The organism is Streptomyces sp. NPDC028910, from assembly GCF_055564955.1.
Genome location: NZ_JBVHVF010000011.1, coordinates 38,422 through 62,459, shown reverse-complemented (window position 1 = coordinate 62,459; position 24,038 = coordinate 38,422). Strand labels below are relative to the sequence as shown.

The following is a 24,038-nucleotide window of genomic DNA, read 5'->3' as shown; positions in this document are numbered from 1 at the left end:
ATGGACACCACCTATGACGTCGTCATCATCGGCGCCGGAGTCGCCGGGGCACTGTGTGCCTGCCGGATCAAGACGGCCAAGCCGCAGGCGCGGATCCTGCTCCTGGACGCCGGCGACAACGACATCGACGACGACCAGCGTGAGGCGTTCGTCGACGCCTACCAGGTTTCCCCGAGCAAGAACGTGCCCTCCCCGTACGCGGCGCTGCCCAACAACAAGCTCGGCTACGCGCCCTCCTCGGACGGCACCGGTGATCCGGTCGCCATGAACCGTTACTACGTGGAGAGCGGACCGGACCTGTTCAAGAGCGGCATCCAGCGCATGGTCGGCGGCAGCACCTGGGCGTGGCGCGGCAACACCCCCCGGTTCCTGCCCACCGACTTCGAGCTCAGGAGCCGGTACGACATCGCCGTGGACTGGCCGTTCACCTACGATGACCTCGAGCCGTACTACGCCCAGGCCGAGGTCGAACTCGGTGTCGCGGGCAACCGGTACGAGTGGGAGGCGCTCACCCCGCGCAGTACGGACTATCCGATGCCGGGCATCGCCGCCAGCTACGGCGACGAACTCGTGCGCACAGCCCTGGCCGACATCGCGCCGATCGACGGCGTCCCGGTGACCGTGCTCACCACCCCCCAGGCCCGCAACTCGCAGGAGTACCAGGGGCGCAGTGCGTGTCAGGGCAACTCCAGCTGCATCCCGATCTGCCCGTCCGGCGCGAAGTACGACGCGTCCGTCCACGTCCGCCGCGCCCGCGACGAACTCGACGTCCAGCTGCGCACCGGATGCACCGTCACCCGCCTGGTGCCGCGGCCCGGCAACGCCTCGCCCACCGTCGTCTTCAGGGACTGGACGACCACCGAGCGAGCCGAGGAGCAGGTCAACGGCACGCACGTCGTGCTGGCGACGAACGCGATCGAGACCCCGAAGCTGTGGCTGATCTCGAAGCTGGACAACCGCAGCGACCAGGTCGGCCGCAACCTCATGGACCATCTCGCCGAGGAGGTCGTCGGCCTGTTCGGCCAGTCCGTCTTCCCCTTCCGCGGCCCCCAGTCCACCCTCAGCATCGAAACGTTCCGCGACGGACCATGGCGGCGCACCACCGGCGCGTTCCGCATGACCATCGGCAACGACGGATGGGGCCGCTTCGAATCCCCGGGCTCGGCGGTCGACAAGCTGATGTGGGACCCGGACGCCAAGAAGCTCAAGCACTACGGCACAGAGCTACGGGAGAAGCTCGCCGAGCGGGTCACCCGCATGCTGCGCATCGGCTACTCCACCGAACAGCTTCCCGATCCGGCCAACCGGGTCACCCTCTCGGACGAGAGGGACGGCCTCGACATCCCCCGGCCCAAGATCGCTTACAGGATCGACGACTACTCCAAGCGGGCCCTGGCCTACGGCCACTCCGTCGCCCGCCGCATCTGGCAGCACATGGAGGACACCGCCGGCGCCGAGGAGATCGAACCCTTGCAGCCGACGCTGAAGTACAACGGAGCCGGCCACCCCATGGGCACCACCCGCATGGGAACCGACCGGGCGACCTCCGTGGTCAACGCGGACGGACTCTCCCACGCCCACACCAACCTGTGGGTGGTCGGCCCCTCCGTATTCCCCACAGGCAGCACCGCCAACCCCACCCTCACCCTGGCCGCACTGACCCTGCGTACCGCCGACAAGCTCGCCGCCGCTCTGCCGTGACGCGATCACCATGACCATCACCACGCGGCTGACGATCGCCCGCCACGGGCAAGCCCGGTGCAACGTCGACGGCCGCGTCGGCGGCCCCGAAACCTGCACCGGGCTCACCGACCGCGGACGCCAGCAGGTCGAGCTGCTGGCCGCCCGACTCGCGGACCAGCAGCGCGCCGGTCCCGCGTTCGACGCCCTGTACGCTGGCCCCCGCCTTCGCCTGCAGGAGAGCGGCCAGATCCTCGCCGACGCCCTCGGCCTGCCCCTGGCCACCGACCCCGGGCTCGACGGCCCTCGGCACGGCCGAGCCGACGGCATGCTCTGGCGCGATGTCGAGGACGCCTTCCAAGGAGCCCCGCGCACACATCCCGACCGCCCCTACGCGCCCGGATCAGACACCTGGAACGACTACCTCACCAGAGCGACCGGCCACCTGGCCACCCTCCTGCAACGCCACGCAGGCCGGCACGTCCTGCTCGCCGCTCACGGCGAAACCGTCCACGCCGCCTACCACCTCCTCCTCCAAGTCCCCACCGAGACGAGTGCGCACAGCGACCTCGGAACCCACCACGCCGGCCTGACCCGCTTCGAGCACCACCACGACCGGTACGGAAACCAGTACTGGGTCCTCGCCGCCCTCAACGACACCGCGCACCTCAACGGCCGGGTCGGCCGGGTCGGTCGGGGCGCTCGCCCGTGGCCTCCGCCGTGATCCGCGCTGCGAGCCCGTCCAGCAAGGTCTCCAAGGCGGCCAGGAACACCGTCGTCCCGTCCAGCCGGCCCATGTGGGCCACACTGCGTGCGATGGCCGGGAAGGCGGCGGGGTCGGCCGCGGGGTACTCGCGGGTCCAGGCCTGCTCGTCGCCCGTCCGGGCAGCCCCGTCCAGCGTCTCGAACGCCGCGTCCATCCCCGCCCAGGCCAAGGAGAAGTCTCCGTAGACCCGGTGCAGGACGGCGGCCACGGCCGGGGAGCATCCGGCTCGGCCGAAGGCCGCCAGGATGTGTTCGACGATCCGCATCTCGGCCGGGCGGCGGGTGGTGCGGTAGGTGGCCAGAACCGCCGCGCCGGGATGGCGCAGGGCGGTCTCCCGCGTGCGCAGCGCAAGGTCGCGCAGCGTGTCGCGCCAGTTCTGCGCGGGTTCGAACCCTGTCAGGGTCTCCTCGAAGAGGCGGTCGGCGAGGGCCAGGTGGAGCTCGTCCTTGTCCCTGACGTAGCGGTACAGGGCGGAGGGGTCGACGCCCAGTCTGGCGGCGAGCCGCCGCACGCTGAGCGCTGCCGCGCCCTCGTCGTCGGTCAGCGCGAGCGCGGCGTCCACGATGATCCGCAGGTCCAGCTCGACCTTGGGGGGACGGCCTCTTCCTCGTACTGCCATGGGGTGATCAGAACAGGCCGGACAGCGCTTCCGCAAGCCCTGCCGCCCGGCCGGAGATCTTTTACCCACACCGTTGACAAAATAGTGCGGCGAGCGGTTGTCTGCGGGGCACCCAGAACCGAGGAGTGCTGCTCATGGACCAGGGAAGACCCGCCACCGGTGAAGCGCCCACCGCCTTCCGCAAGACCCTCAGCACCCGGCACGGCGTGGTCATCGCGCTGGCCAACATCAGCCCCACGGTGAGCGTCGGCATAGGCCTCGCCTTCCTCGCCGCGCTCGCCGGCACCGCCATGCCCGCCGCCTTCCTGCTCGCGGCCCTGCCGATCCTGGCCGTGTCCGGGGCCTACGCCCGGCTCGCCGCCCGCGACCCCAACTGCGGCACGGCGTACGTCTGGGTGCGCCGGGCGCTCGGTCCATGGACCGGCTACCTCACCGGGTGGACATCAGTCGCCACCAACATCCTGTTCCTGTCGTACGCGGGCCAGCTCACCGGGCAGTTCACCCTCGGCCTGCTCGCCGAGGCCGGAGTCGGGGCCGGAGTCGGGGCCGTCTCCCCGCACGACCCGCTCGCGGTCACCGTCACCGGCCTGGTGTGGAGCGTCCTGATCGTGCTGAGCGCGCTGCGGGGGGTCAAGGGCGCCACCGCCGTTCAGAGTCTGCTGCTCGGCATCTCCGCGGTCGTGGTCACCGGCATCGTGATCACCGCCTTCGCCCGGGGCGGCGCGGCCCCCGTCTCCGCCGCGTGGTTCTCGCCGTTCGCCTTCCCCGACACCCTCACTCTGCTCGGAGCGACCGTGATGGCGGCGTACATGTTCTGGGGCTGGGAGAGTGCCTTCTCGGTGGTCGAGGAGTCGACCTCGGCCCGCTCCCCGGGCCGTGCCGGAGTCATCGCCATCCTGGTCACCACCGGGTTCTTCCTCTTCTCGGCCACCGGCTTCCTGCACGCGCTGAAGCCCGAACAGCTCGCGGATCCGCTGTCCGGTGTCACCGAACTGGCCCGCACCTTCTACGGGACCACCGGCGCGGCCGCCGCCCTCGCCGCGATGCTCTTCGCCACCGTGGCCTGCATGCAGTCGAGCGTCATCGCCGGGGCCCGGCTCACGCTCGCCATGGGCCGCGACGGTGTCCTGGGCACGAGCTGGACCCGGCTGCATCCCGCCTGGGGCACGCCGGTCACCTCCACCGTGCGCATCGCGGCCCTCGCCGTCGGCGTGTCGCTCGCCGGCCTCGCGGTCGGCCCGCTGTCCGAAGTGGTGGTGGCCGTCGTCAACTCGGTCGGCATCCTCGTCTCGCTGATGTACGGGGTCGGCGGCATCGCCTGCGTCGTCACCTTCCGCCACGAACTGCGCGGCCGCATCCGCGACGCGCTCGTCGTGGGCCTGCTGCCGCTGCTCGGCGGCATTGCCCTGCTCCTGCTCGGCGGCCTCGTCGCCTACCAACAGTGGACATCCGTGGACCACTTGGCCTTCGACGCGGAGAACGGGCGCTTCCTCACCGTACTGCCCATGACCGTCATCGCCCTCGGCGTTCCCGCAGCCGCGTGGACCCGCTACCGGCGCAGGGCCGCCTACTTCACGCAGCCGCCGGCTCCGCTCGCGCCCGCGTCCGCACCGGTCCCCGCCGGGGGCTGACCAGCACGCCACCGCGGGGGCGGACGCGCATACGCCCGCCCCCCAGACCCCACGCGTCGCCATCTCCCCACCTGTCACCAGTACCTCACCAACCTGTCACCCACCGGAGCCCGCACATGCGCCACGCAGACCTCGTCCTCCTCAACGGCACCGTCTGGACCGCCTCCCCGGTACGCCACCGGACATCGGCAATGGCCGTCACGGGCGGCCGGATCACCGCCCTCGGCACGGACCGGGAGATCCGTGAACACATCGGTCCGCGGACCGAGGTAACCGACCTCGGCGGCCGGTTCGTGCAGCCCGGGTTCACCGACGCACACGTACATCCGCTGATCGCCGGGATCGGCATGCTCGGCTGCGATCTGAGTCCGGGCCGTACCGCCCGGGAGTACCGCGCCACGATCGCCGCCTACGCCGCCGCCCACCCCGAGGCCGCCTGGATCCAGGGCAGCGGCTGGTCCTTCGACGCGTTCCCCGGAGGCCTGCCGCACCGCGACCGGCTCGACGACATCCTCCCCGACCGGCCCGCCTACTTCCCGGTCCGCGACGGACACTCCGCGTGGGTCAACTCACGGGCCCTCGTCCTGGCCGGAATCGACCGGCACACACCCGATCCCGCGGACGGCCGCATCGAACGCGACGCCGCGGGCGAACCCACCGGCGTACTGCACGAGGGCGCCATGACGTTGGTCGGGACGCTCGCGCCGGCCCCCTCGGCGGCCGAGGCCCGCGCCGGACTCCTGGCCGCCCAGGACCTGCTGCACTCGCTCGGGATCACCGGCTGGCAGGACGCGCTCGTCGGCGCGTACGCGGGCTTCCCGGATCCGCTCGACACGTACCTCGCCTGCGACGCCGACGGCTCGCTGACCGCCCGGGTCCGCGGCGCGCTCTGGTGGGAACGGGACCAGGACCTCAGCCAGCTCGACTCGCTGCTCGCCCGCCGTGAGAAGGCCGCTCAGGGCCGGCGCTTCACCGCCGGCAGCGTCAAGATCATGCAGGACGGGGTGGTGGAGAACTTCTCCGCCGCCATGCTCGAGCCCTACCTGGACCCCTGCGGCTGCCCGGGCGACAACGCCGGCATCTCCATGGTCGACCCCGCCCTGCTCCGCGACGCCGTGATCGCCCTCGACGGACACGGCTTCCAGATCCACTTCCACGCTCTCGGCGATCGAGCGGTCCGCGAGGCGCTGAACTCGCTCGAAGCGGCCGTGGCCGTCCACGGCCACACCGGCCTGCGCCACCACCTGGCCCACCTCCAGGTGGTCCATCCCGACGACATCCCGCGCTTCCGCACCCTGCGCGCCGCCGCGAACATGCAGCCGTTGTGGGCAGCGCACGAACCCGCGATGGACGAGCTGACGTTGCCCTTCCTCGGCGAGGAAAGGGGCCGGCGCCAATACCCGTTCGGCGCCCTGCACGCGGCTGGTGCGGTGCTCGCGGCGGGCAGCGACTGGTTCGTCTCGAGTCCGGACCCCTGGCACGGCATCCACGTCGCCGTCAACCGGCAGGTCTGGGCCGAGGAACTCGGCGAACCGGATCTGCGCCCCCCGTTCCTCCCCGAGCAGCGGCTCGCCCTCACCGACGCCCTGGCCGCGTACACGGCCGGCTCGGCATGGGTGAACCACCAGGACGAGGCCGGAGTGATCGCCACCGGCCGGCTCGCCGACCTCGCGGTCCTGGACCGCGACCCCTTCGCCATCGCCCCCACCGAGCTGCACACGGTCCGCACCGTGGAGACGTACGTCGGCGGTGTACGGGTCCACAGCGCGGGGTAGAGGCGGTTCCCGGGCGTCGTGGGCAGCGTCCTGCGTCAGGGTCCTGCGTCAGGGTCCTGCGTCAGCGCACGGCCGTGGGGTGCGGGCACCCCGGCAGCGTCGGCCGTTCCTTGGTGCGTACGGCGGGCAGCCACGCCGCGGGAGGCACGGAGCCGGGCGGGAGACGGACGCGGAACCAGCGGGTGGAGCGCAGGCCCTCCTCGTCGATGATGGGCTGCCCGTCGTCCAACCGGCAGTCGGCGGCGAGGACGTCGCCGTGCCACACCCGGGTCGGTACGACGTTGTCCGCGGCGTACGGCTTGAGGGGATCGACCGCCAGGCCCAGACTGCACTGCGGGTCCCGGTCGACCCGCTCCTGGCAGCCCCGCTCCGCGTTGAACACCCGGACGGCGCCGGGCGCCGCGCCCGCACGGCCGGGCGGTGCGGACGGGCCCACCCGTACCGCGTCCGCGCACAGGGTCGCGCCGGCGATCCCGCACAGCGCGGTGGCGAGGACGGCGGCGCGGGCCCGGCCCCGCAGCCGACCCGCCCCCGTCCCTCCCCTCCCCTGCTGGGCGCGGATGCGGGCGAGCAGGCTTTCGGCGGTGTGCGGGGCGCGCGCCGCGTGGGTCGGGGCGAGGCAGTCGGCGGCCAGCGCGCGCCAGAACGGTGGCAGGGCGTGGTCCATGCGCAGCGGGGCCCGCCCCGCGCCGTACTCCTGGACCGCGGCGCCCCGCGCCACGGGCGTGGCGCCGGAGAACGGTGAGCCACCGGACGCGAACACCTCGTGGATGACGATGCCCAGGGCCCAGATGTCGGCGCTCGGCCGGACCTGCACGCCGAGTTCCCCGAGGGGCGCCCTCCAGCGCTCGGGCGGGAGGTAGTCCAGGGTGCCCATGGGAGGCGCGTACCCGTGCGTCCCCGTCAGCTCGGTGGCGAGGCCGAAGTCCGAGAGCTTCACGGAGCGGTCCGCGCCCAGGAGGACGTTCTCCGGTTTGAGATCGGCGTGGACCCAGCCCGACCGGTGGAGATGGGCGAGTCCCTCGCAGATTCCCGCGATCAGCGGGCCGCGATCGGCCTCGGGCACGCTGGCGTCGACGAGTTCCCGCAGACTGCCCGCGGCCCTTTCCATGACCAGCACGATCGCGCCGTCCAGGGACGGCAGGTCCGGTGCGGCGAGGACGAAGGTCTCCAGAAACCCGATCAGCCGGGGATGCCCCGCCCTGCGCCCGAGTTCGACCTCGCGGCGGGCGGATTCCACGATCCTGCGCGCCTGGCGCGGCGCGAGCCCGGCCGTCGGCATGATCTTGAGCGCGACGTCGGTGGGGCCCGCAGGCGGGCCCGCGGGGGCCCCGCCGGTCCGGTCCGGGTGCCCGCCGGCCGGCCGCGCCGCGTAGACCGTGGACCAGCCTCCGGACCCGATCAGCTCGGTGACCACCCACTCTCCCACCTGGTAGCCGGGTGGGAGCAGGTCCGTGCGGTCGCACTCCGTGGTGCAGCCCGCGCCGTGCGGCGGTGTCATCGCTGGGGCTGCCGCTCCCGCCTGCCGGCCCCCGTCAGGGGCGGCAGCAGCGCGAGGTGCTCTTCCCGTACGAGCCCGAACCGCAGTGCGAGCCCGACGATCTGCTCCCGCTTGCCGTTGCGGCGGTCGCCCTTGCCGTGCTCGCCGGTGTCCAGGACGCCGATGCGCAGCTTCTCCTCGGCGAGGTAGTCGATGTGCGAGCTGATCGCCCGCGCGGTCAGCGTGCCGCAGGTGACGTGCCGTCGCAGCCGCTCGACGATCTGGGGTGTGGTGGGGACCGCCACGGGGGACTGGTCGCGCAGGCGCGGTTCGCAGAGCGCGACGAGGACGAGGAAGTACGTGGCCGTCTCGTCCAGGGAGTACGCGGTGACCGTGCGGTTCCCCCAGGGGACGCCCAGGGCCTCCGGGTCCAGATAGACGTGGTCGGGCGCGAACACCTGGAAGGAGACGGCGACGTCACCGCGGGTGGGCAGCACCACGCGCGAGAACTCGAACGGGATGGGAGCCCCGACCCGTCGCGGCGGAACCCTCAGGTATTCCCCTGCTCCTTCCGGATTCTCCACGAGATAGCTGTGGGTGGTGCTGTGGTTCGTCAGCTGCCAGTGGTCGTCGGTCACGCGGATCTCCCCGGCGAGCCGGGAGATCGCCGGGTCGGCGAGGCGCAGTTCGACGGGGACCGCCGTCGAGCCCCGTCCGAAGCGGGCGACCTCGCCGGGGCCGAGCCGTAACGTCACCGCGTCACCGCGCGGCGCGCCGCCGTCGGCGCCGCCGCTTCCCTGCGGCAGATGGACGACTACGCCGCTCACCGCTCCCCCTGTTCCACGCGTATCACTTGTCGGACGAGCGGAACGATACTCATCTATCAGGGGAGTTCACCGGCGTACTTCGGCCACTTCGGCCGTGACCACCGGCGGGGCGGGCTGCCGGCCCCGGCGGCGCGAGGAGGCTTCCTGGAGCCGCCCCGCGTTCTTCGGGGCCCGCGGCCGGGCGGATCGGCCGAAGATCTCACGCAGAAGTGTGGGGAGACGGCCTGCCGGTGTCGAAGGCCGGAGCGCGGAGTCCGCCCTCCTGCCCCGGGGTCGGATGCCTCGTCACGCGCCCGGCAAGGTGGGGAAAGTCACCGTGTACTGAGGGGCGAAGCGGCGGTTCGGGAGGTTTGCAGCGCGATCGAACCACCGTTTTCCCCGTTCACGTGGCGAGATCCGAACTCCGCGCTCAGAGAGCGGGGCTGCCCGACACGAGGGGTGCGACCGCGCGATCGCCGAAGGCCGTCCACGGCCGCCACCCGCCACTCGGCCGGGCCTGGACGCGGGTCCGCATCCGGCCCTCGGTGGTGACGGCGAAGACGTGCATCCGCCCGATGGAGTCGAGCGCGGCCGCAGGAGTGGAGGCGAGCCGGATGCCGGGCTCGCCGAACTCCCCGCCGGGATCCCAGCTTCCGCCCGGGGCGATCTGCCACCGGTGGCCGAGCCGGGCGCCGCCGGGCGTCAGGGAGAACGCCTCCAGGCGGCCGTCGGCGTTGGCGGCGAACGCCGGGGCGGCGGCGCTCCAGCCGAACATCGGCAGCCACTCGTCCCAGCCACCGCTCGGCACGGCCTGCCGCCGGGCGAAGGTTCCCACGCCCGACGGTCCGATCGCGGCGACGGTGAGCCGGCCGCTGCCGTCCCCGGCCACCCGCGGTGCGGCGCCGGCCGCGGTACCGAAGCGGCGCCATGCGGCGGTCCAGGCGCCGCCCGGGGCCTCCTGCCACCGGTGGTGGATCCCGGAGCCGCCGGGCGAGAGGGTGAAGACCTCCAGCCGGCCGTCGGCGTTCGCCGCGACCACCGGTGGCGCGCCCGAGGGTCCGGCGAAGCCGGGCTCCCACGGGTCCCAGGTGAGAGATCCGGGTGACCACTGGCGTCGCCGCGCGACGGAGGCGCCGCCGGGGCTCAGGGCGAAGACCTCCAGCCGGCCGTCGGCGTCGCGGGCGACGGCAGGGGCGGCGCCGGCCGGGCCGCCGAACTCCTCCCAGTCGTGCCAGCCGCCGTCCGGCCGCTGCACCCTGTGGTGCAGGTTGACGCCGTCCGGGGCGAGTGAGAACACCTCCAGCCCGCCGTCGACATTGCGGCCGAGCGTGGGAACCGCACCGGCCGGCCCTCCGAAGGGCTCCCACCGCGCCCAGGTGTCGGTGTACGGGTCCACCTGGACGCGCCGCAGCATCGAGCGGTCGGAGGCGTCGAGCGCGAACACCGTGAGACGGCCGTCGACGTCGAGGCCGGCCACCGGATTGTCCGGGCTCTGCCACGGCGGTGGCGTGTCCCGCCAGTACAGGGGCGCCACGTACAGCCCGTGCCGGAACCAGCCCGCGGCGCTGACGTGCCACGTCTCCCCGTCGGCGACCACCTCGACGGCGTGACCGGGTACGTGCCCCGCGTATGCGGCGAGGTCGAAGCGGAACGGGTTCCGGGACGCCAGTACGTCGGTGCCCTCGTAGCCGCCCCGCGGTCCGATGAACAGGTAGTACCAGCCGCCGCGTTCGACGACGTACGGCGACTCGGTGACCGAGACGGTCGCGTCCGTGCTCGCGTCGGTGAACGCGACGCCCGGATCGCTCCAGTGCAAGAGATCGGCGGAACGTCGGTAGGCCACGACATGGTGGCCGCCCGCGCCCGCGAGGTCGGTGTAGTACATGACCCACTCGCCGCCGACCCGCAGCACCATCGGGTCACGCGCCGCGAGCCCCCGGAAGAGCGGGCCGGACGGCTCGCGGGTCCAGGTGAACAGGTCGGCCGACGTGGCGAGGTTGATCGCCGCACCGCTCTCGCCACCCGCGGCGTAGAACATCCAGAACCTGCCGCCCGCCTCGACGACGTGCGGCGCCCACAGGTGTTCCTCGCCGAAATAGGACGGGTCGACGGTGAGCGCGTCGGCGTGGGAGGTCCACGGCCCGTGCGGGCTCGGCGCGGAGGCGTGGGCGAAGGAGATCTCCGCCGTGCTGTCGGGGGATTCGCCGCGCGGCGCGCTGTCCCCGACGATGGCGAACAGGTGCCAGCGGCCCTGAGCCTTGATCAGCGTGTGGTCGTTGAGATAGCGCGGGCCGGCGGAGGTGGACGGGTCGTAGACGTACGCCAAGGGTCCCGCGCCGACCCACTGAGGGGGCGCGGGGTCCTCGGGGGGCGCGGCCACGGCCCGGCCGGCGCCCAGGAGCGGGAGCGCGCCCGCCCCCGCGACACCCCGTAACAGGTTCCGTCTGCTGATCGGAAACATGAGTCCCTCCAGAGCGGTCGCAGGCGGGTCAGTCGAGGGCGGGGCCGGCGGTGTCCCGGAGCCAGGTCCAGTCCGACCAGGTGCTGAAGCCGGTCTGCCATGTGTGGTAGGTGCCGGCGCGACTGGTGCCGAAGACCTCGATCCGGCCGTCGGCGTTGGCGGTCGCCGTGACTTCGGTGCCTCCGGTGCCGAAGGCGGCCCATTCGGTGAAGGGGGCGTTGGCGGCGGTCTGCCAGGTGTGCATGGCGGTGTCGCCGTTCACGGCGAAGACCTCGACGCGGCCGTCGGGAGTGCGTTCGCTGGTGAGCTGCGAGTCGGCGGGGCCGCCGGTCGGCTCCCAGTCCGACCAACTGCTGGGACCGGTCTGGTATTTGTGGAACACCCCCACCGGGCCGGAGGCGAAGACCTCCAGGCGGCCGTCGGCGTTGTGGTCGGTGGTCAGGTCGTGTCCGCCGCCACCGAAGGTGTCCCACGGGGACCATCCGGCGTTGGGAGCCGTCTGGTACTGGTGCTGGAAGGCGGTGCCGTTGAGGGCGAACACCTCCAGGCGTCCGTCCGGTGACTTCGCCATCTCGACACGGCTGTCGGCGGGGCCGCCGCCGGTGGGTTCCCAGTCGGACCAGCCGCCGTTCGGGGCGACTTGATACCTGTGGAAGAGCCCGACCGGTCCGGAGGCGTAGACCTCGATGCGGCCGTCGGCGTTCACGCCGGCCGCGGTGTCCTTGCCGCCGCCGCCGAAGGTCTCCCAGTTCGACCAGCCGCCCGACGGGGACAGTTGCCAGCGGTGCTGGAAGGTGTTCCCGTTGACGGCGAACATCTCCAGGCGGCCGTCCGCGTTCGGTGCGATGGCCAGCTCGGCGTTGCCCGGTCCGCCGAGCGGCTCCCAGGCCGACCAGCTGCCGTTCGCCTGCTCCTGCCAGGCGTGGTGCACGCCATCGGCACCGGCGGCGAACACCTCGAGGCGCCCGTCCGCCGACCGCGCGGACACCACCCGCCCCGACTCCGCCGGATACACCAACGGCCTGGGCCGTGGACCGCTGCCCGGGGTACAGGGCAGCACCACGCCGCGCTCCGCGAGGTAGGCCTCGGGGTCGATGCCGTAGGAAGTGGACCGGTCTCCCCAGATCCGCAGATGCAGGTGGGGGCCGGTGGAGTTCCCCTCGCTGCCCATCAGGGCGATCTGCTGGCCGGCCGCGACGTGGTCGCCGACGGAAACGTCCCGCCGGGACATGTGCCCGTACTCGGAGATCTTTCCGTCGGGGTGCAGGACGCGGATCCACTGGCCGTAGTCGCCGGTGTACCCGGAGATGGTCACCTCACCGTCGCCCACGGCGTGGATCGGCGTCCCGACGTCGTTGGCGATGTCCACGCCGTTGTGGCCGCTGTGGAAGTGCTGGGACACCATACCGCCGGCCGGGCACGCCGCGGCCAAACCGCCGGTCCGGGCCGCGGCCGGAGTCGTGGCAACCAGCGCCGGCAGGAGGGCGGCTGCCGCCGCGAGGACACAGTTCAGTGCGCGTCGGGATAGTCCGGGAAGCACGGGATGCTCCTGCCCTTGGCGATCTCGGGGTGGGTGGGACGGACGTGCGGTGACCCGTGCGAACGGGCGGTCTGGAAGGTAGCAACGGTGTGGGGGCCGGGAGACCCCGGAAGGTTACGGACTGACAGGCGCGAGCGCGTCGGCTAGTGCTGTGGCCGGAAAGGTTTGCCGGGTCGCGGCGTCCGGTGCGGTGGATCGCAAGGCGGAGGATCGCGGCTCGTACTGGACGTACTTGCGCGGTCCGACAACGCGGCGAGGTGCCGTGCCGGGGGCCGTGACCCGGTGAACCTTTCCGGTCACAGCACTAGCTCGGCTCTGTCGGGCGCGCCCCGCTAGTTGACCGCGGCCCCGCTAGTTGACCGCGGGGCCGGAATCGTTCAGCCAGGCCCATTGCGACCAGGAGGTGAACCCGGTCTGCCACCGGTGATAGACGCCGGCGTGGCTGGTGCCGAACACTTCGATGCGGCCGTCGGCGTTGTTGCCCGCGCCGATCCCGGTGCCACCGCTCCCGAAGGTCTCCCACTGCGAGTACGACGCGTTCGGGCCGGTCTGCCAGGCGTGGCTCGCGGTGTCGGCGTTGATCGCGAACACCTCGACCCGGCCGTCGACCGACCGCGAGGTGGTCAGCTCGGCGTTGGAGATTCCGCCGGTCCCCGCCCAGTCCGACCACGAGCTCGGGCTGGTCTGCCAGCGGTGGAACACACCACTGGCGTTGGAGGCGAACACCTCGAGCCTGCCGTCCTGGTTGTAGCTGGCGGTGACGGCGTGTCCGCCGCCGCCGAAGTTCTCCCATGCGGACCAACCGCCGTTGACGCCGGTCTGGTACAGGTGCTCGAACGTCGCGTCCGACAGCGCGAACACTTCGAGTCGCCCGTCGGGTGCGTTCTCGATGGCGAGTCGCGCATTGGCCGGGCCACCGCCGGCGCCTTCCCAGTTGGCCCAGCCGCCGCTGGGCGCGGTCTGCCAGCGGTGGAACACACCGTCGGCATTGGAAGCGAACACCTCGATGCGGCCGTCGGCGTTGTTGCCCGCTGCCAGTCGGTACCCTCCGGTGCCGAAGTTCTCCCAGCCGGACCAACCCGCACTGGGCGCGGTCTGCCACATGTGATCGAACGTGCTGTCCGACAGCGCGAACAACTCCAGCCGGCCGTCCGCATTGGACGCTGCCGCCAGCTGCGCACTGCGCGGACCACCCACGAACCGCCACGGCGACCAACTGCCGTTCACCGCGGTCTGCCACGAGTGATACACGCCATCGGCGCCGGCGGCAAAAGCCTCCAGCCGCCCGTCCGCGGACCGCCCGGACACCACCCGGCCCGAGGCGTACGGGTGCTTGGGGCCGCCGCCCGTACCGGACCACAGCGCGTTGGCGATGAGCGTCGCGTCGTCCGCCTCGATCGCGTACAGGCCGCGCAGGTCCTCCCTCGGTCGCTGAACATGCCAGCACACCTCGCCGATCGCCTCGTTGTTCCACGAGCCGCCCGGATACTGCTGTTCCATCGCATCGAGGAAGGCGTTGGTGGCGTGGGCCGGGTTCAGACGCTCTTCCCGGGTACCCCACCAGTCCTGCTGCTGGAACAGCCCGAGGCTGGTGTAGTCGACGGCCTGGGAGTAGTTGTTCATGCTGCTCTCCACGATGATCGTGGCGATGGCGATCGCCGCGGCTCTCGGGTTGAGCCCCCGGTCCTTCACCGCCTGCGTGACCATCCGCGCGCAGGACACCTTGTAGGCGTTCAGGTAACCGGCCATCTTCGCGTGCAGCTGCGGGTTGAGCTGGTCGGCCATGATGCCGTCGGTGGCCGAAGGGCCGGCCGGATCACAAGGCTCGGTCGGGATGGCCAATCCCTGTGGGCCACTGAAATACCGGGAGACACCGGACCGGTCATCGCCGGGGCCCGGGACAGGCCCGTGCTGGGCATCCTGGGCGATGGAGACCGAGGTGGTCATCCCGATGAGCAACGCCCAGATACCGGCCATGACGGCCAGTCCGGTGAACACGCGGTATAAGCCGGTTCTTGCCATGGTGTGCCTTTCCGTCGTGAAGTGACGTGCGCGGAACGTAGGAGTCGGCCGCTGCCGTCGGTCGTCGGCGGCCGACAGTAGAAGGCACCGATGAAATGCCGATGGAATCGGCAGCCACCCCCCACGTGCGGCCGAACTGCTGGCCGGAGTACCCGCCTTGAGCGATCCCGGGCGTTTCATCGGGATGTCATCGGCCGCTGCCACTGTCGTCCGGTGACCTCGGCCGACCGCGTACCGCATCGGGAAAGGGACGCGTGGGCCGACTACATGCCGACTACATGGGGAGGATCGAATGCGAGCAAAGAGGATGACTGCCGCGTTGGCCGGACTTCTGCTGACAGCAGGGCTTTCGGTGGCACAGGGGTCCACGGCGCAAGCGGCGGCTTCGTGCGGGGGCACCTACACGATCGTCGTCGGCGGCACGGGCAGCTCATGGAACAACGACGGCTTCACCGGCAACATCCAGCAGCACGTCGGGTACCCCACCCAGATTCCCAATGGCGCGAGCGCCCGGGCGGGCGTCAACGAGCTGAACCGGCTGGTCCGGAACCAGCGTGCCGCGTGCCCGGGCCAGCACGTCAAGATGGGCGGGTACTCCCTGGGCGCCGCGGTGGTGCACATCTGGGTCACCGAGAACTGGCAGACGTTCGACAACGTCAACGCCGTTCTCATCGCGGACCCCAAGCGCCAGGCCCCTCCCGGTGCCAACGGCGGAGCCGTGCCGTTCGGCGGTTTCGTCGGCGCTCCGCTCGCCGGCGCTGACAAGTTCTTCGGCAACGTGCCCGTCAAGACGATCTGTCACTGGGACTACGTCTGCGACGAATCGGCCGGCATTTGGACCTACCCGGGCAACCACGTGAACAACTACCCCCACGACTTCAACATGGATCACCACAACGACAGTGCCAACGAGACGTGGTACAACGGCGCTTGGCACCCCGCCGACTGGTAGTCGCGCGAGCTCGTCCCTCCGCCATCTGTCGCCGGCCGGGAGCGACCGGCGACAGATGGTGAGGTGTGTCCTCAGAACGCTTCGGCACCGTCACCGCGCAGAATCATCTGGTGCGTCCGCCGCAGCATCGGGCTCGGAGGGACCCCCAGCTCGTCGGACAGACGCCGGCGGGCGCGGTCGAACACGGTCAACGCGTCGGCCTGTCGGCCGTTGCGGTACAGCGCCCGCATCAGCACGACGGCCAGCGCCTCGTTCAGGGGATGCGCCGTGGACAGGGCGAACAGCTCGGCGATCGCTTCCGAGTCCTGGCCCAGCCGCAGCTGCCACTCCACCTTCCGCTGCACGATGGCGATCCTGCGCTCGGTGAGCCGCAGCCGCTCCAGTTCGGCGAGCGGCCCGGGCAAACCGGCCAGGAGCTCCCCGCGAAACAGCTCCAGCGCCTGGGCACACAGGCGGACCGCCTCGGCCGGTTCGCCCGCTCGATCGGCCGCCCCGCTGTCGGTGACCAGTTCCTCCATGCGTGCCACGTCCACGTCGACCGCGCCGGCGACCAGCCGGTAGCCACGCCGGGCGTGCTCGATGACCGAGTCCGGGCTGTCCCCTATGCGCAGGGTCTTGCGGAGCCGGTAGATGTACACCGGCACCACGTTCGCGACCGGCGGCTCCATCCCCCATACGTCGTCGAGCAGTTCCTGCTGGCTGAGGGTCCGCCCCGAGCACAGCGCCAGCGCCGCCAGCACGGCTTGCTGGCGCAGATGCCCCAGGTTCAGGGGCCGCCCGTCCCGCCATGCCTGCAGCGGTCCGAGCACGGAGATCCGTACCTTCGGTCCGGCCGCTCGGCCGCCGGCGGTCCGCGGCACCGGGCTCCGCGACTGCGTGCGGGGACCACGTCCGGGGACGACCAGGCCGCAGTCGAAGGCGTGGACGATGGCGGCGGCCCGGTCGCGCAGACCGAACGTCACCAGGATCCGCGCGAGAAGTTCGGCCACGGCGTCCTCGGGGATGGCGAGGGCCGCGGCGATCTCGTCGTCCCGCAGGCCACAGCCGACCGCGGCGAGCACCTTGCGCTCTTGATGCCTGAGCACGGTGGCAGTGGGGCGGTCGGTGGTGGCGGTCGTCGGCATCGCTGCTCCCCGGGCTCCGGACTGGTCTCTGACGGGCGCCGTCGACAAGCTAGTCGGGGGAGCGTCGCGCAAGGCATCCGGAACGATCCGGAGTGACACGCGCGCCCGGAACGGGCCGCGTTGTCACGGAGCCGCCGCCTGGCCGACCGCGCGCCACATCGCGCCGCCGGCCAGAGGTCAGCCTGTGCGGCGGGAGCGGGCGGCGGCCATCCCACCGAGGGCCGCACCGATCAGCCCCACCACCATGGCCACGTAGGCACCGCCCAGCCCGTTGCCCGTGCCGAGACCACCGTCGGCAGTGGCCGCGACCAGCCCACCGAGGGCCATGCCGACCAGCCCTGCCGCGATGGCCGCCACGGCCCCGAGTGACCCGTTGGCGGTGCCGAGACGACCGGCCGGGCGGGCCAGCGCCAACGCGGCGATGACCACGCCCGCCAGCCCCAGCAACGCCCCTGTGGTGGCCCCGAGTCGGCCGAGGCCGAAGTCGTAGAAACCGGCGGCGACCGGCTGGGCCGAGGCGTGCGCGGCCGCCGGTGCGGCAAGAGCGAGACCCCCGAGCAGGGCGGCCGCGGTGGCGGCAAGCAGGCGACGAACGGACATGACGTGCTCCTTCTCTTCGTACGACGACTGGACGCCTCCTGAGCATGTCCGCCGGACCCCCCGCCGGTCGTCCGGCGGACGCAGGCACTTCGCCCTGCCGCCGGTGGCGCACCCGGCTACCACGGACGCTGCGGGAACCGCGAAAGTACTGCGTACGCGGTAGCCGTCCGCTCGTCCCTGAGCGGGACTCGCCCGCGCCGGCGTCCGGCTAGGGTGCGCGCATGGGCAAAGGACGGTTCGGTGTTCGCGCCGGTGTCAGGGACTGGGCGATCGCCATCGGCGTGGCAGCGACACTGCTGGTCACCGGGCTGGCCGGGCAGCACTCCGCCACGAGGCTCGACCTGCTCGGCTACGCGCTGCTGACAGCCGGCGGCCTGGCGCTGGCCGCCGGCCGCCGGGCTCCGGTTCCCGTCCTGGCCGTCACCGGGCTGTGCGCGGTGGGTTACCAGGCGGCCGGTTTCGACGTGCCGGCCGTCGCCTACCTGTTCGCGGTGTACGCCGCCATGAGGGCGGGGCACCGCACCGTCACGGTGGCGGCGAGCGTGACCGTGCTCGCCGCCCTCCCGCTCGCCGCCCTGGCGTCGGGCCTGCACGACACGGGGGAGGCGTTCGCACAGGCCCGCGGCGCCCTGGAGATCGCCTGGCTGATCGCGGCCGGCGCCGCGGGCGAGGCACTGCGGCAGGCCGAGCGGCGGGCGGACGACGCCGAGCGCACGCGCGAGGAGACCGCACGGCGCCGCGCCGACGAGGAGCGGCTGCACATCGCGCGGGAGTTGCACGATTCGCTCACCCACCAGATCTCGGTCATCAAGGTGCAGTCCGAAGCCGCCGTCCACGTGGCCCGCAAGCGGGGTGAACAAGTACCGGAGGCGCTGCTGGCGATCCGGGAGGCCGGGCGTGAGGCGGCCCGGGAGCTGCGAGCGACGCTGGAGGCGCTGCGCGACGACGACACGACCCCGCCGCACGGGCTCGACCACATCCAGGAGCTGGTCGAGCGGGCCGGCCGAACCGGTCTGGAGGCGACGCTGACGATCGAGGGACAGCGCCACGACGTGCCGGCCGCGGTGGGCCGGACCGCCTACCGGATCGTCCAGGAGTCGCTGACCAACATCGCCCGTCACGCTGCCGCCACTTCGGCGTCGGTCCGCATCGACTACCGGCCTGACGCCCTCGCCCTACAGGTCGACGACGACGGCAGGGCCAGGCCGGACATCGCCCCGGAGCCCGGCATCGGGCTGCTGGGGATGCGCGAACGCGTCACGGCCCTCGGAGGTCACCTGCGGGCAGCACCGCGCAGCGAGGGCGGCTTCACCGTCCAGGCCGAACTTCCCGTGGAACGAGCGTCATGATCCGTGTCCTGCTGGTCGACGACCAGCCGCTCATCCGCAGCGGATTCCGCGCACTCCTCGACCTCGAGGACGACATCGAGGTGGTGGCCGAGGCCGCCGACGGGCAGGAGGCCCTGGAGCGCGCCAAGGAGCACCTGCCCGACATCGCACTCATCGACATCCAGATGCCGGTCGTCGACGGCATCGAGGCGACCCGGCGCATCGCCGCGGACCCCGCCCTGGCCCGGGTGCACGTCGTCATCCTGACCAACTACGGCTTGGACGAGTACGTCTTCGACGCGCTGCGCGCCGGCGCCGCCGGATTCCTCGTCAAGGACATCGTGCCGGAAGACTTCCTGCACGCCGTACGCGTCGCCGCGCGCGGCGACGCCCTGCTCGCACCCTCGATCACCCGCAAGCTGATCAACCGGTACGTCACCCAGCCGCTCCCCACCGAGACCGGTACGGGGCTGGAAGAGCTGACCAGCCGCGAACGCGAGGCCGTCGTCCTGGTCGCGCGGGGCCTGTCCAATGACGAGATCGCGCGCCGCATGGTGATCAGCCCGCTGACCGCGAAAACCCACATCAACCGCGCCATGACCAAGCTCCATGCCCGTGACCGGGCCCAGCTCGTGGTCCTCGCCTACGAATCCGGCCTGGTGGCCCCGCGCACCTCCTGACGTCCACCGCCGGGTACGAGCCTGTCCGCCGGATCCCTTACGGCCGGGACGGGGAGCGGTCCGCGTCGCCGGCTGCTGCGCGGAGCTGGAGCCAGCTGGAGAGACGAGTATCCGGGTCGTCCAGGTCCAGGCCGAAGAGTTCGCGGCTGCGGCGCAGACGGTACTTGAGGGTGTTCTGGTGGATCGTCAGGCGCCCTGCCGCTTCGCTGATGTTGCCGACCGCGTCCAGCCAGGCCGCCACGGACGACGCGTAGAGGGTGTGGTGCGTGCGGTCGTGTTCGAGCATCGCCTCGATGCCCGGGTGGCGCAGCCTCGGCCGGCGGGCGAGTTCGTCCGCCAGGTGTGCGAGCAGGACCCGGGCGTGGACGTCCGCCAGGGCCGCCACCGCAGGTGCCTCGGGATCGGCGGTGGTCACGCGCAGTACGTCGTCGACCTCCGCGCGCAGCTCGGCCAGCTCGGACAGCCCCGCGGCGCATTCACCGAGGGCGGCACGCAGCGGCCGGGTGCGGGGCCGGGCGACGGCTGCGAGAGCCTGGGCGGCCAGGCGCCGTCCTGATTCCGGATCCTCGCTGGGCAGCAGGGTGTAGACGGCGCCGGGAGCGGTGGCGACCGCGGCCGAGGGGCGTACGGCAGCCCAGTGCCGGCCCAGGTCCCCTCCCAACCGAGTGAGCAGAGCCTGCGTCTGCGGGGAGGCGCCGACCGGGGCGAAAGCGATCAGCAGCAGCGGTGCGCCGGCCGGCAGGCCGAGGCGGTAGGCCGTCTCGCGCGCCTGTGCGGTGCCGTCCAGAGCCGCTCGCAGTGCCTGGCCGCGGGCGTGGAGTTCCAGCGCGGCGGCGCCGCGGCGGCGGAGCATGTGCAGGGCGGCTGTCCGGGCACCGTCCAGCAGGGCCTGCTCCCCGTCAGGGGTGAGCGGGGTGTGGTCCTCGATCGCCCAGATCGTGCCGAGCGGGAGGTCTCCCGCGCGGATGGCGACGGCGGCGCGCGGCAGTTCGGCGTCGGCCAGGGCGGGGAGGCGTACGACGCCGGTGGCGGCCAGCACCTCCCGGTACTGGAGCAGCTGTCCCTCGCGCTGCGGGCCGGTCTGGTCGGGTACGCGCCGGCCGAGGATGCCCTGGCGGCGCAGCTCGTCGATGCGCCCGCCCGGCAGCGTCGAGTGAGCGAGGACCCGTGTGTCGAGGTCCTCGATGGCCACGGAACCGCCGATGACCGCGGCGATGGCGTCGGCGAGGGCGAACAGCTCCTCGCCGGTACCGTCCCCGCCGTTGTCCGAGGTTGTCAGATCCGACCACGTCATGGCGGGATCGTAGGCGATCGCGCCAAGGCGGGGGAGGGGTGGCGGCCTCCAGCATGGTGCGAGCGGCCGGCCAAGAGCTCGGGGCGGCCGTATCCCAACCCTGGAGGAAGATCATGTCCGTCGCGCACGCACCAGCCGCTCCGCCGTACCAGGAAGCGCTCCTCGGCCTCTTTCCACCGGGCACGGCGCTCACTCCTGGCGGCGAGCTGTTGATCGGCGGCTGTCCGGCGACCGAGCTCGCAGAGCGGTTCGGCACTCCGGCGCTGATCGTCGACGAGGCAGCACTGCGCCACCGTGCCCGCCGGTACGCGGACGGTCTCGCCGCCCGCTGGCCGAAGTCACGGGTGGCGTTCGCCTCCAAGGCGTTCCCGTGCACGGCCGTGTACCGGCTGCTGGCGCAGGAGGGATTGAGCATCGACGTGGCGGGCGGTGGCGAGCTGGCCCTGGCCTTGGCCGGCGGAGTAGACCCGGCCTCGCTGGTGGTGCACGGCAACGCCAAAACGGACACGGACCTGCGGATGGCGGTGGAAGCCGGGGCTGGGCTGATCGTCATCGACAACCTCGACGACATCGACCGGCTGGAGCGGATCGTCACCGGTGAGCAGCCCGTGCTCGTCCGTGTGACGCCCGGCATCCGCCCCGACACCCACGCCGCGGTCTCCACCGGGCAGGACGGATCCAAGTTCGGCCTGACCCTGCCCCGGGCGCGGGAGGCGATCTCCCGGCTGCGCGGGAGCGACCGGCTGCGGCTGGACGGTGTCCACGTCCACATCGGATCCCAGATCCTCGACACCGACCCCTTCGCCCGCGCCGTGGAGGCCGTCGCCGGTCTCGGGACCTTCGCCGTCTACGACCTGGGCGGCGGTCTCGGCGCCCGCTACACCTACGGCGATCACCCGCCCACCATCGAGGAGTACCTGGACGCCCTCGTGGGGGCAGCCCGCAAGGTGCTGCCCACGGACGCGGAAATCATCATCGAGCCCGGCCGGTCGATGGTGGCCGAAGCCGGGGTGACGCTCTACCGGGTGGTCACCGTCAAGCACGGGGAGCCGGTCTTCGCCGCCGTGGACGGCGGGATGGCGGACAACCTGGAAGTCGCCCTGTACGGGCAGCGTTTCGAAGCCACCGTCGCCACCCGCGTGGGCGGCGGCGAGCCCCACCACCTGGTGGGCCGGCACTGCGAGTCCGGTGACACGCTCAGCGCCGCGGTCCCCCTGCGCGACCCGCGCCCCGGCGACCTGATCGCCGTACCGGCCACCGGCGCCTACTGCTTCTCCCTCGGCAACAACTACAACGGCGCGCTGCGGCCGCCCGTCGTCTTCTGCCAGGGCGGCGAGGCGCGGGCCGTGGTCCGCCGGGAGACGTACGGCGACCTCACACGCCGCGACCTCCCCTGAGACCGACTGACACCGCTCGGGCACCTGCCCGGTCCCAGAACCGCCCTCCCACGACGGCCCTCACCGCCGGCCCGCCCCTTGAAGGAGTTCCGATGCCACCTCGGCCGACGCTGCGCCAGCAGCTCCTCAGACGCAAGCCCCTGCACACCTTCGCGAGCGAGTCGGAAGGCGGTGGTCTGCGCCGCACCCTGGGTCCCTTCCAGCTGACGATGATCGGAATCGGCGCCACCATCGGCACCGGGATCTTCTTCCTGCTCGGCAGCGCGGTTCCGGAAGCCGGGCCGGCCGTGATCGTGTCCTTCGCCCTCGCCGCCGTCGCCGCGGCCCTCACCGCGCTCTGCTACGCCGAGCTGGCCTCGGCGGTACCGGTGTCCGGCTCCTCGTACTCCTACGCGTACGCCACCCTGGGCGAGTTCGCGGCCTGGGCCGTGGGCTGGTGCCTGCTGCTGGAGTACGCGGTATCCGGCGCCGCCATCGCGGTGAGCTGGGGGCAGTACCTCAACGACCTCACCCGGCGCCTCTTCGGATTCCAGATGCCCGACGCGATATCCGCGCCGCCGGGCGCCGGGGGATACGTCAACCTGCCCGGCGTCGTCCTGGTGGCCCTGTGCTGCCTGCTCCTGGTCCGAGGCGCCAAGGAATCGGCCCTGGTCAACACCGTCATGGTGCTGGTCAAGCTGGGTGTGCTGGTCCTGTTCATCGGTGTGGGCATCACCGGCTTCGACTCCGGGAACCTCCAGCCCTTCGCCCCCATGGGCATGGCCGGCATCAGCACCGCCGCGGCCACCGTCTTCTTCGCCTTCATCGGCCTCGACGCCGTCTCCACCGCCGGCGAGGAGGTCCGCGACCCCCGCCGCACCCTGCCCCTGGCCATCGTCGGCGCCCTGATCGTGGTCACCACCCTGTACATCCTGGTCGCCGTCGTGGGCGTCGGCGCCCAGCCCTGGACGGCCTTCGAGGGACAGCAGGCAGGACTCTCCGCCATCCTCGGCGACATCACCGGGGCCGGCTGGCCCGCCATCCTGCTCTCCGCCGGAGCGGTGCTCTCCCTCGTCAGCGTCACCCTCGTCGTGCTCTACGGGCAGAGCCGCATCCTCTACACCATGGGCCGCGACGGCATGCTGCCGCCCGCCTTCCGCCGGGTCAGCCCGCGCACCGGCACCCCGGCCGTCGCGACCCTCCTGACCGGCGGCTTCGTCGCGCTCCTCGCGGCCGTGTTCCCCCTCGACCTGCTGGCCGACCTCACCAGCATGGGCACCCTCGCGGCCTTCGCCGTCGTCTCGCTCGGCGTGATGATCCTGCGCCGCACCGCCCCCGGCCTCGACCGCGGCTTCCGCGTCCCCGGCTACCCCGTCGTCCCCGTCCTGTCGATCCTGGCCTGCGGCTACCTCATCTACGAGCTGCCGCTCGACACCTACCTCCTCTTCGGAGGCTGGCTGGCCCTGGCTCTGGCCGTCTATCTCCTCTACAGCCGCAGGAACTCACGGCTCCAGGACATCGATCTCTCGGCGAACCGCGCGGATCACGTCGCCGTTCGGCAGCGCATGTCATCGGGGGAATCGGCGTAACGGTGATCACCGACTTCAACGGCACCTCCGGTTCCGGCACTTGGGCACGATGCCCCCGGCCGCGTGGACGGGCCACGGCCACTTGGACGGAATGGTGACCTTCACGTCCTGAGTCCGTAACGGCCCTACAGGAAGCGGGAGTTCAGCGACTGCGCAGGGCAGAACCGAATCGCCGACCACACCATTCGAGCCATGTGAAGGCACACGGGGGCCACCATGCGCACTGCCCGCACGAGCTGGAAGACCTACGCCCTCGGGGTCGCGGCCATCGCCGCGCTCCTCTTCGTCTTCCGAGCGGGCCAGGAGACGAGGACG

At 72.1% G+C, this 24,038-nt stretch carries 18 protein-coding genes; 9 read left to right on the top strand and 9 right to left on the bottom strand.

Annotation, left to right across the window (positions count from 1 at the left end; genetic code table 11):
* Both ACZ4TV_RS16070 and ACZ4TV_RS16065 read left to right on the top strand, forming a co-directional pair.
* Positions 1–1,701, top strand: a complete 1,701-nt coding sequence (locus tag ACZ4TV_RS16070; protein ID WP_468134973.1) for a GMC family oxidoreductase — start codon at positions 1–3, stop codon at positions 1,699–1,701.
* A gap of 10 nt (positions 1,702–1,711) precedes the next feature.
* Positions 1,712–2,404 carry a histidine phosphatase family protein gene (locus ACZ4TV_RS16065; protein WP_468134971.1) on the top strand — a complete coding sequence of 231 codons (693 nt, stop codon included), beginning with the start codon at positions 1,712–1,714 and terminating at the stop codon, positions 2,402–2,404.
* On the opposite strand, the gene ACZ4TV_RS16060 is transcribed toward ACZ4TV_RS16065, so the two are convergent.
* Positions 2,349–3,065 carry a TetR/AcrR family transcriptional regulator C-terminal domain-containing protein gene (locus tag ACZ4TV_RS16060; protein WP_468134969.1) on the bottom strand — a complete coding sequence of 239 codons (717 nt, stop codon included), beginning with the start codon at positions 3,063–3,065 and terminating at the stop codon, positions 2,349–2,351. The two genes, ACZ4TV_RS16065 and ACZ4TV_RS16060, sit on opposite strands and share 56 nt — an antisense overlap.
* A 134-nt stretch (positions 3,066–3,199) precedes the next feature.
* On the opposite strand from ACZ4TV_RS16060, the gene ACZ4TV_RS16055 reads away from it, so the two are divergent.
* Positions 3,200–4,696 (top strand): APC family permease, encoded by a 1,497-nt coding sequence (locus ACZ4TV_RS16055; protein ID WP_468134967.1) that lies wholly within the window; start codon positions 3,200–3,202, stop codon positions 4,694–4,696.
* A 116-nt stretch (positions 4,697–4,812) separates the two neighbouring features.
* Positions 4,813–6,471, top strand: a complete 1,659-nt coding sequence (locus ACZ4TV_RS16050) for an amidohydrolase (RefSeq protein ID WP_468134965.1) — start codon at positions 4,813–4,815, stop codon at positions 6,469–6,471.
* 61 nt (positions 6,472–6,532) lie between these two features.
* Here the strand turns inward: ACZ4TV_RS16050 and ACZ4TV_RS16045 are convergent, their stop codons facing one another.
* The 5 genes from ACZ4TV_RS16045 to ACZ4TV_RS16025 all read right to left on the bottom strand — a co-directional run bounded on the left by ACZ4TV_RS16045 (position 6,533) and on the right by ACZ4TV_RS16025 (position 14,780).
* Positions 6,533–7,972 (bottom strand): serine/threonine-protein kinase, encoded by a 1,440-nt coding sequence (locus ACZ4TV_RS16045; RefSeq protein ID WP_468134963.1) that lies wholly within the window; start codon positions 7,970–7,972, stop codon positions 6,533–6,535.
* Entirely contained in the window at positions 7,969–8,778 is an 810-nt protein-coding gene (locus ACZ4TV_RS16040) for an FHA domain-containing protein (RefSeq protein WP_468134961.1), read from the bottom strand. Before ACZ4TV_RS16040 ends, ACZ4TV_RS16045 begins: the two co-directional genes overlap by 4 nt.
* Positions 8,779–9,187: 409 nt before the next feature.
* Positions 9,188–11,218, bottom strand: coding sequence for a DUF8189 domain-containing protein (locus tag ACZ4TV_RS16035; RefSeq protein ID WP_468134959.1), 2,031 nt, complete (start codon positions 11,216–11,218; stop codon positions 9,188–9,190).
* 28 nt (positions 11,219–11,246) lie between these two features.
* A complete protein-coding gene (locus ACZ4TV_RS16030) occupies positions 11,247–12,758 on the bottom strand; it encodes a DUF8189 domain-containing protein (protein WP_468134957.1) in 1,512 nt (503 codons plus the stop codon).
* A gap of 351 nt (positions 12,759–13,109) precedes the next feature.
* Entirely contained in the window at positions 13,110–14,780 is a 1,671-nt protein-coding gene (locus ACZ4TV_RS16025) for a PLL family lectin (RefSeq protein WP_468134955.1), read from the bottom strand.
* Between the two features lie 292 nt (positions 14,781–15,072).
* Between ACZ4TV_RS16025 and ACZ4TV_RS16020 the strand changes: the two genes are divergently transcribed.
* Positions 15,073–15,732 (top strand): cutinase family protein, encoded by a 660-nt coding sequence (locus ACZ4TV_RS16020; protein ID WP_468134953.1) that lies wholly within the window; start codon positions 15,073–15,075, stop codon positions 15,730–15,732.
* A 71-nt stretch (positions 15,733–15,803) separates the two neighbouring features.
* On the opposite strand, the gene ACZ4TV_RS16015 is transcribed toward ACZ4TV_RS16020, so the two are convergent.
* Together ACZ4TV_RS16015 and ACZ4TV_RS16010 are read right to left on the bottom strand one after the other, a co-directional pair.
* Positions 15,804–16,856 carry a BTAD domain-containing putative transcriptional regulator gene (locus tag ACZ4TV_RS16015; protein ID WP_468134951.1) on the bottom strand — a complete coding sequence of 351 codons (1,053 nt, stop codon included), beginning with the start codon at positions 16,854–16,856 and terminating at the stop codon, positions 15,804–15,806.
* Between the two features lie 177 nt (positions 16,857–17,033).
* Entirely contained in the window at positions 17,034–17,456 is a 423-nt protein-coding gene (locus ACZ4TV_RS16010; protein ID WP_468134949.1) for a DUF6223 family protein, read from the bottom strand.
* 221 nt (positions 17,457–17,677) lie between these two features.
* On the opposite strand from ACZ4TV_RS16010, the gene ACZ4TV_RS16005 reads away from it, so the two are divergent.
* Complete coding sequence (locus ACZ4TV_RS16005; protein WP_468134947.1) at positions 17,678–18,805, top strand: sensor histidine kinase; 1,128 nt, start codon at positions 17,678–17,680, stop codon at positions 18,803–18,805.
* Positions 18,802–19,464: a response regulator gene (locus tag ACZ4TV_RS16000; RefSeq protein ID WP_468134945.1), complete on the top strand. Its 663-nt coding sequence runs from the start codon at positions 18,802–18,804 to the stop codon at positions 19,462–19,464. The genes ACZ4TV_RS16005 and ACZ4TV_RS16000 overlap by 4 nt, the downstream gene beginning before the upstream one ends.
* Before the next feature lie 37 nt (positions 19,465–19,501).
* Here the strand turns inward: ACZ4TV_RS16000 and ACZ4TV_RS15995 are convergent, their stop codons facing one another.
* On the bottom strand, positions 19,502–20,758 hold the full coding sequence (locus tag ACZ4TV_RS15995; protein ID WP_468134943.1) for a PucR family transcriptional regulator: 1,257 nt from the start codon (positions 20,756–20,758) through the stop codon (positions 19,502–19,504).
* A gap of 113 nt (positions 20,759–20,871) precedes the next feature.
* On the opposite strand from ACZ4TV_RS15995, the gene lysA reads away from it, so the two are divergent.
* Together lysA and ACZ4TV_RS15985 are read left to right on the top strand one after the other, a co-directional pair.
* Positions 20,872–22,155 carry a diaminopimelate decarboxylase gene (lysA, locus tag ACZ4TV_RS15990; protein WP_468134941.1) on the top strand — a complete coding sequence of 428 codons (1,284 nt, stop codon included), beginning with the start codon at positions 20,872–20,874 and terminating at the stop codon, positions 22,153–22,155.
* Between the two features lie 92 nt (positions 22,156–22,247).
* Positions 22,248–23,723 (top strand): APC family permease, encoded by a 1,476-nt coding sequence (locus tag ACZ4TV_RS15985; RefSeq protein ID WP_468134939.1) that lies wholly within the window; start codon positions 22,248–22,250, stop codon positions 23,721–23,723.
* Positions 23,724–24,038 lie beyond the last annotated feature (315 nt).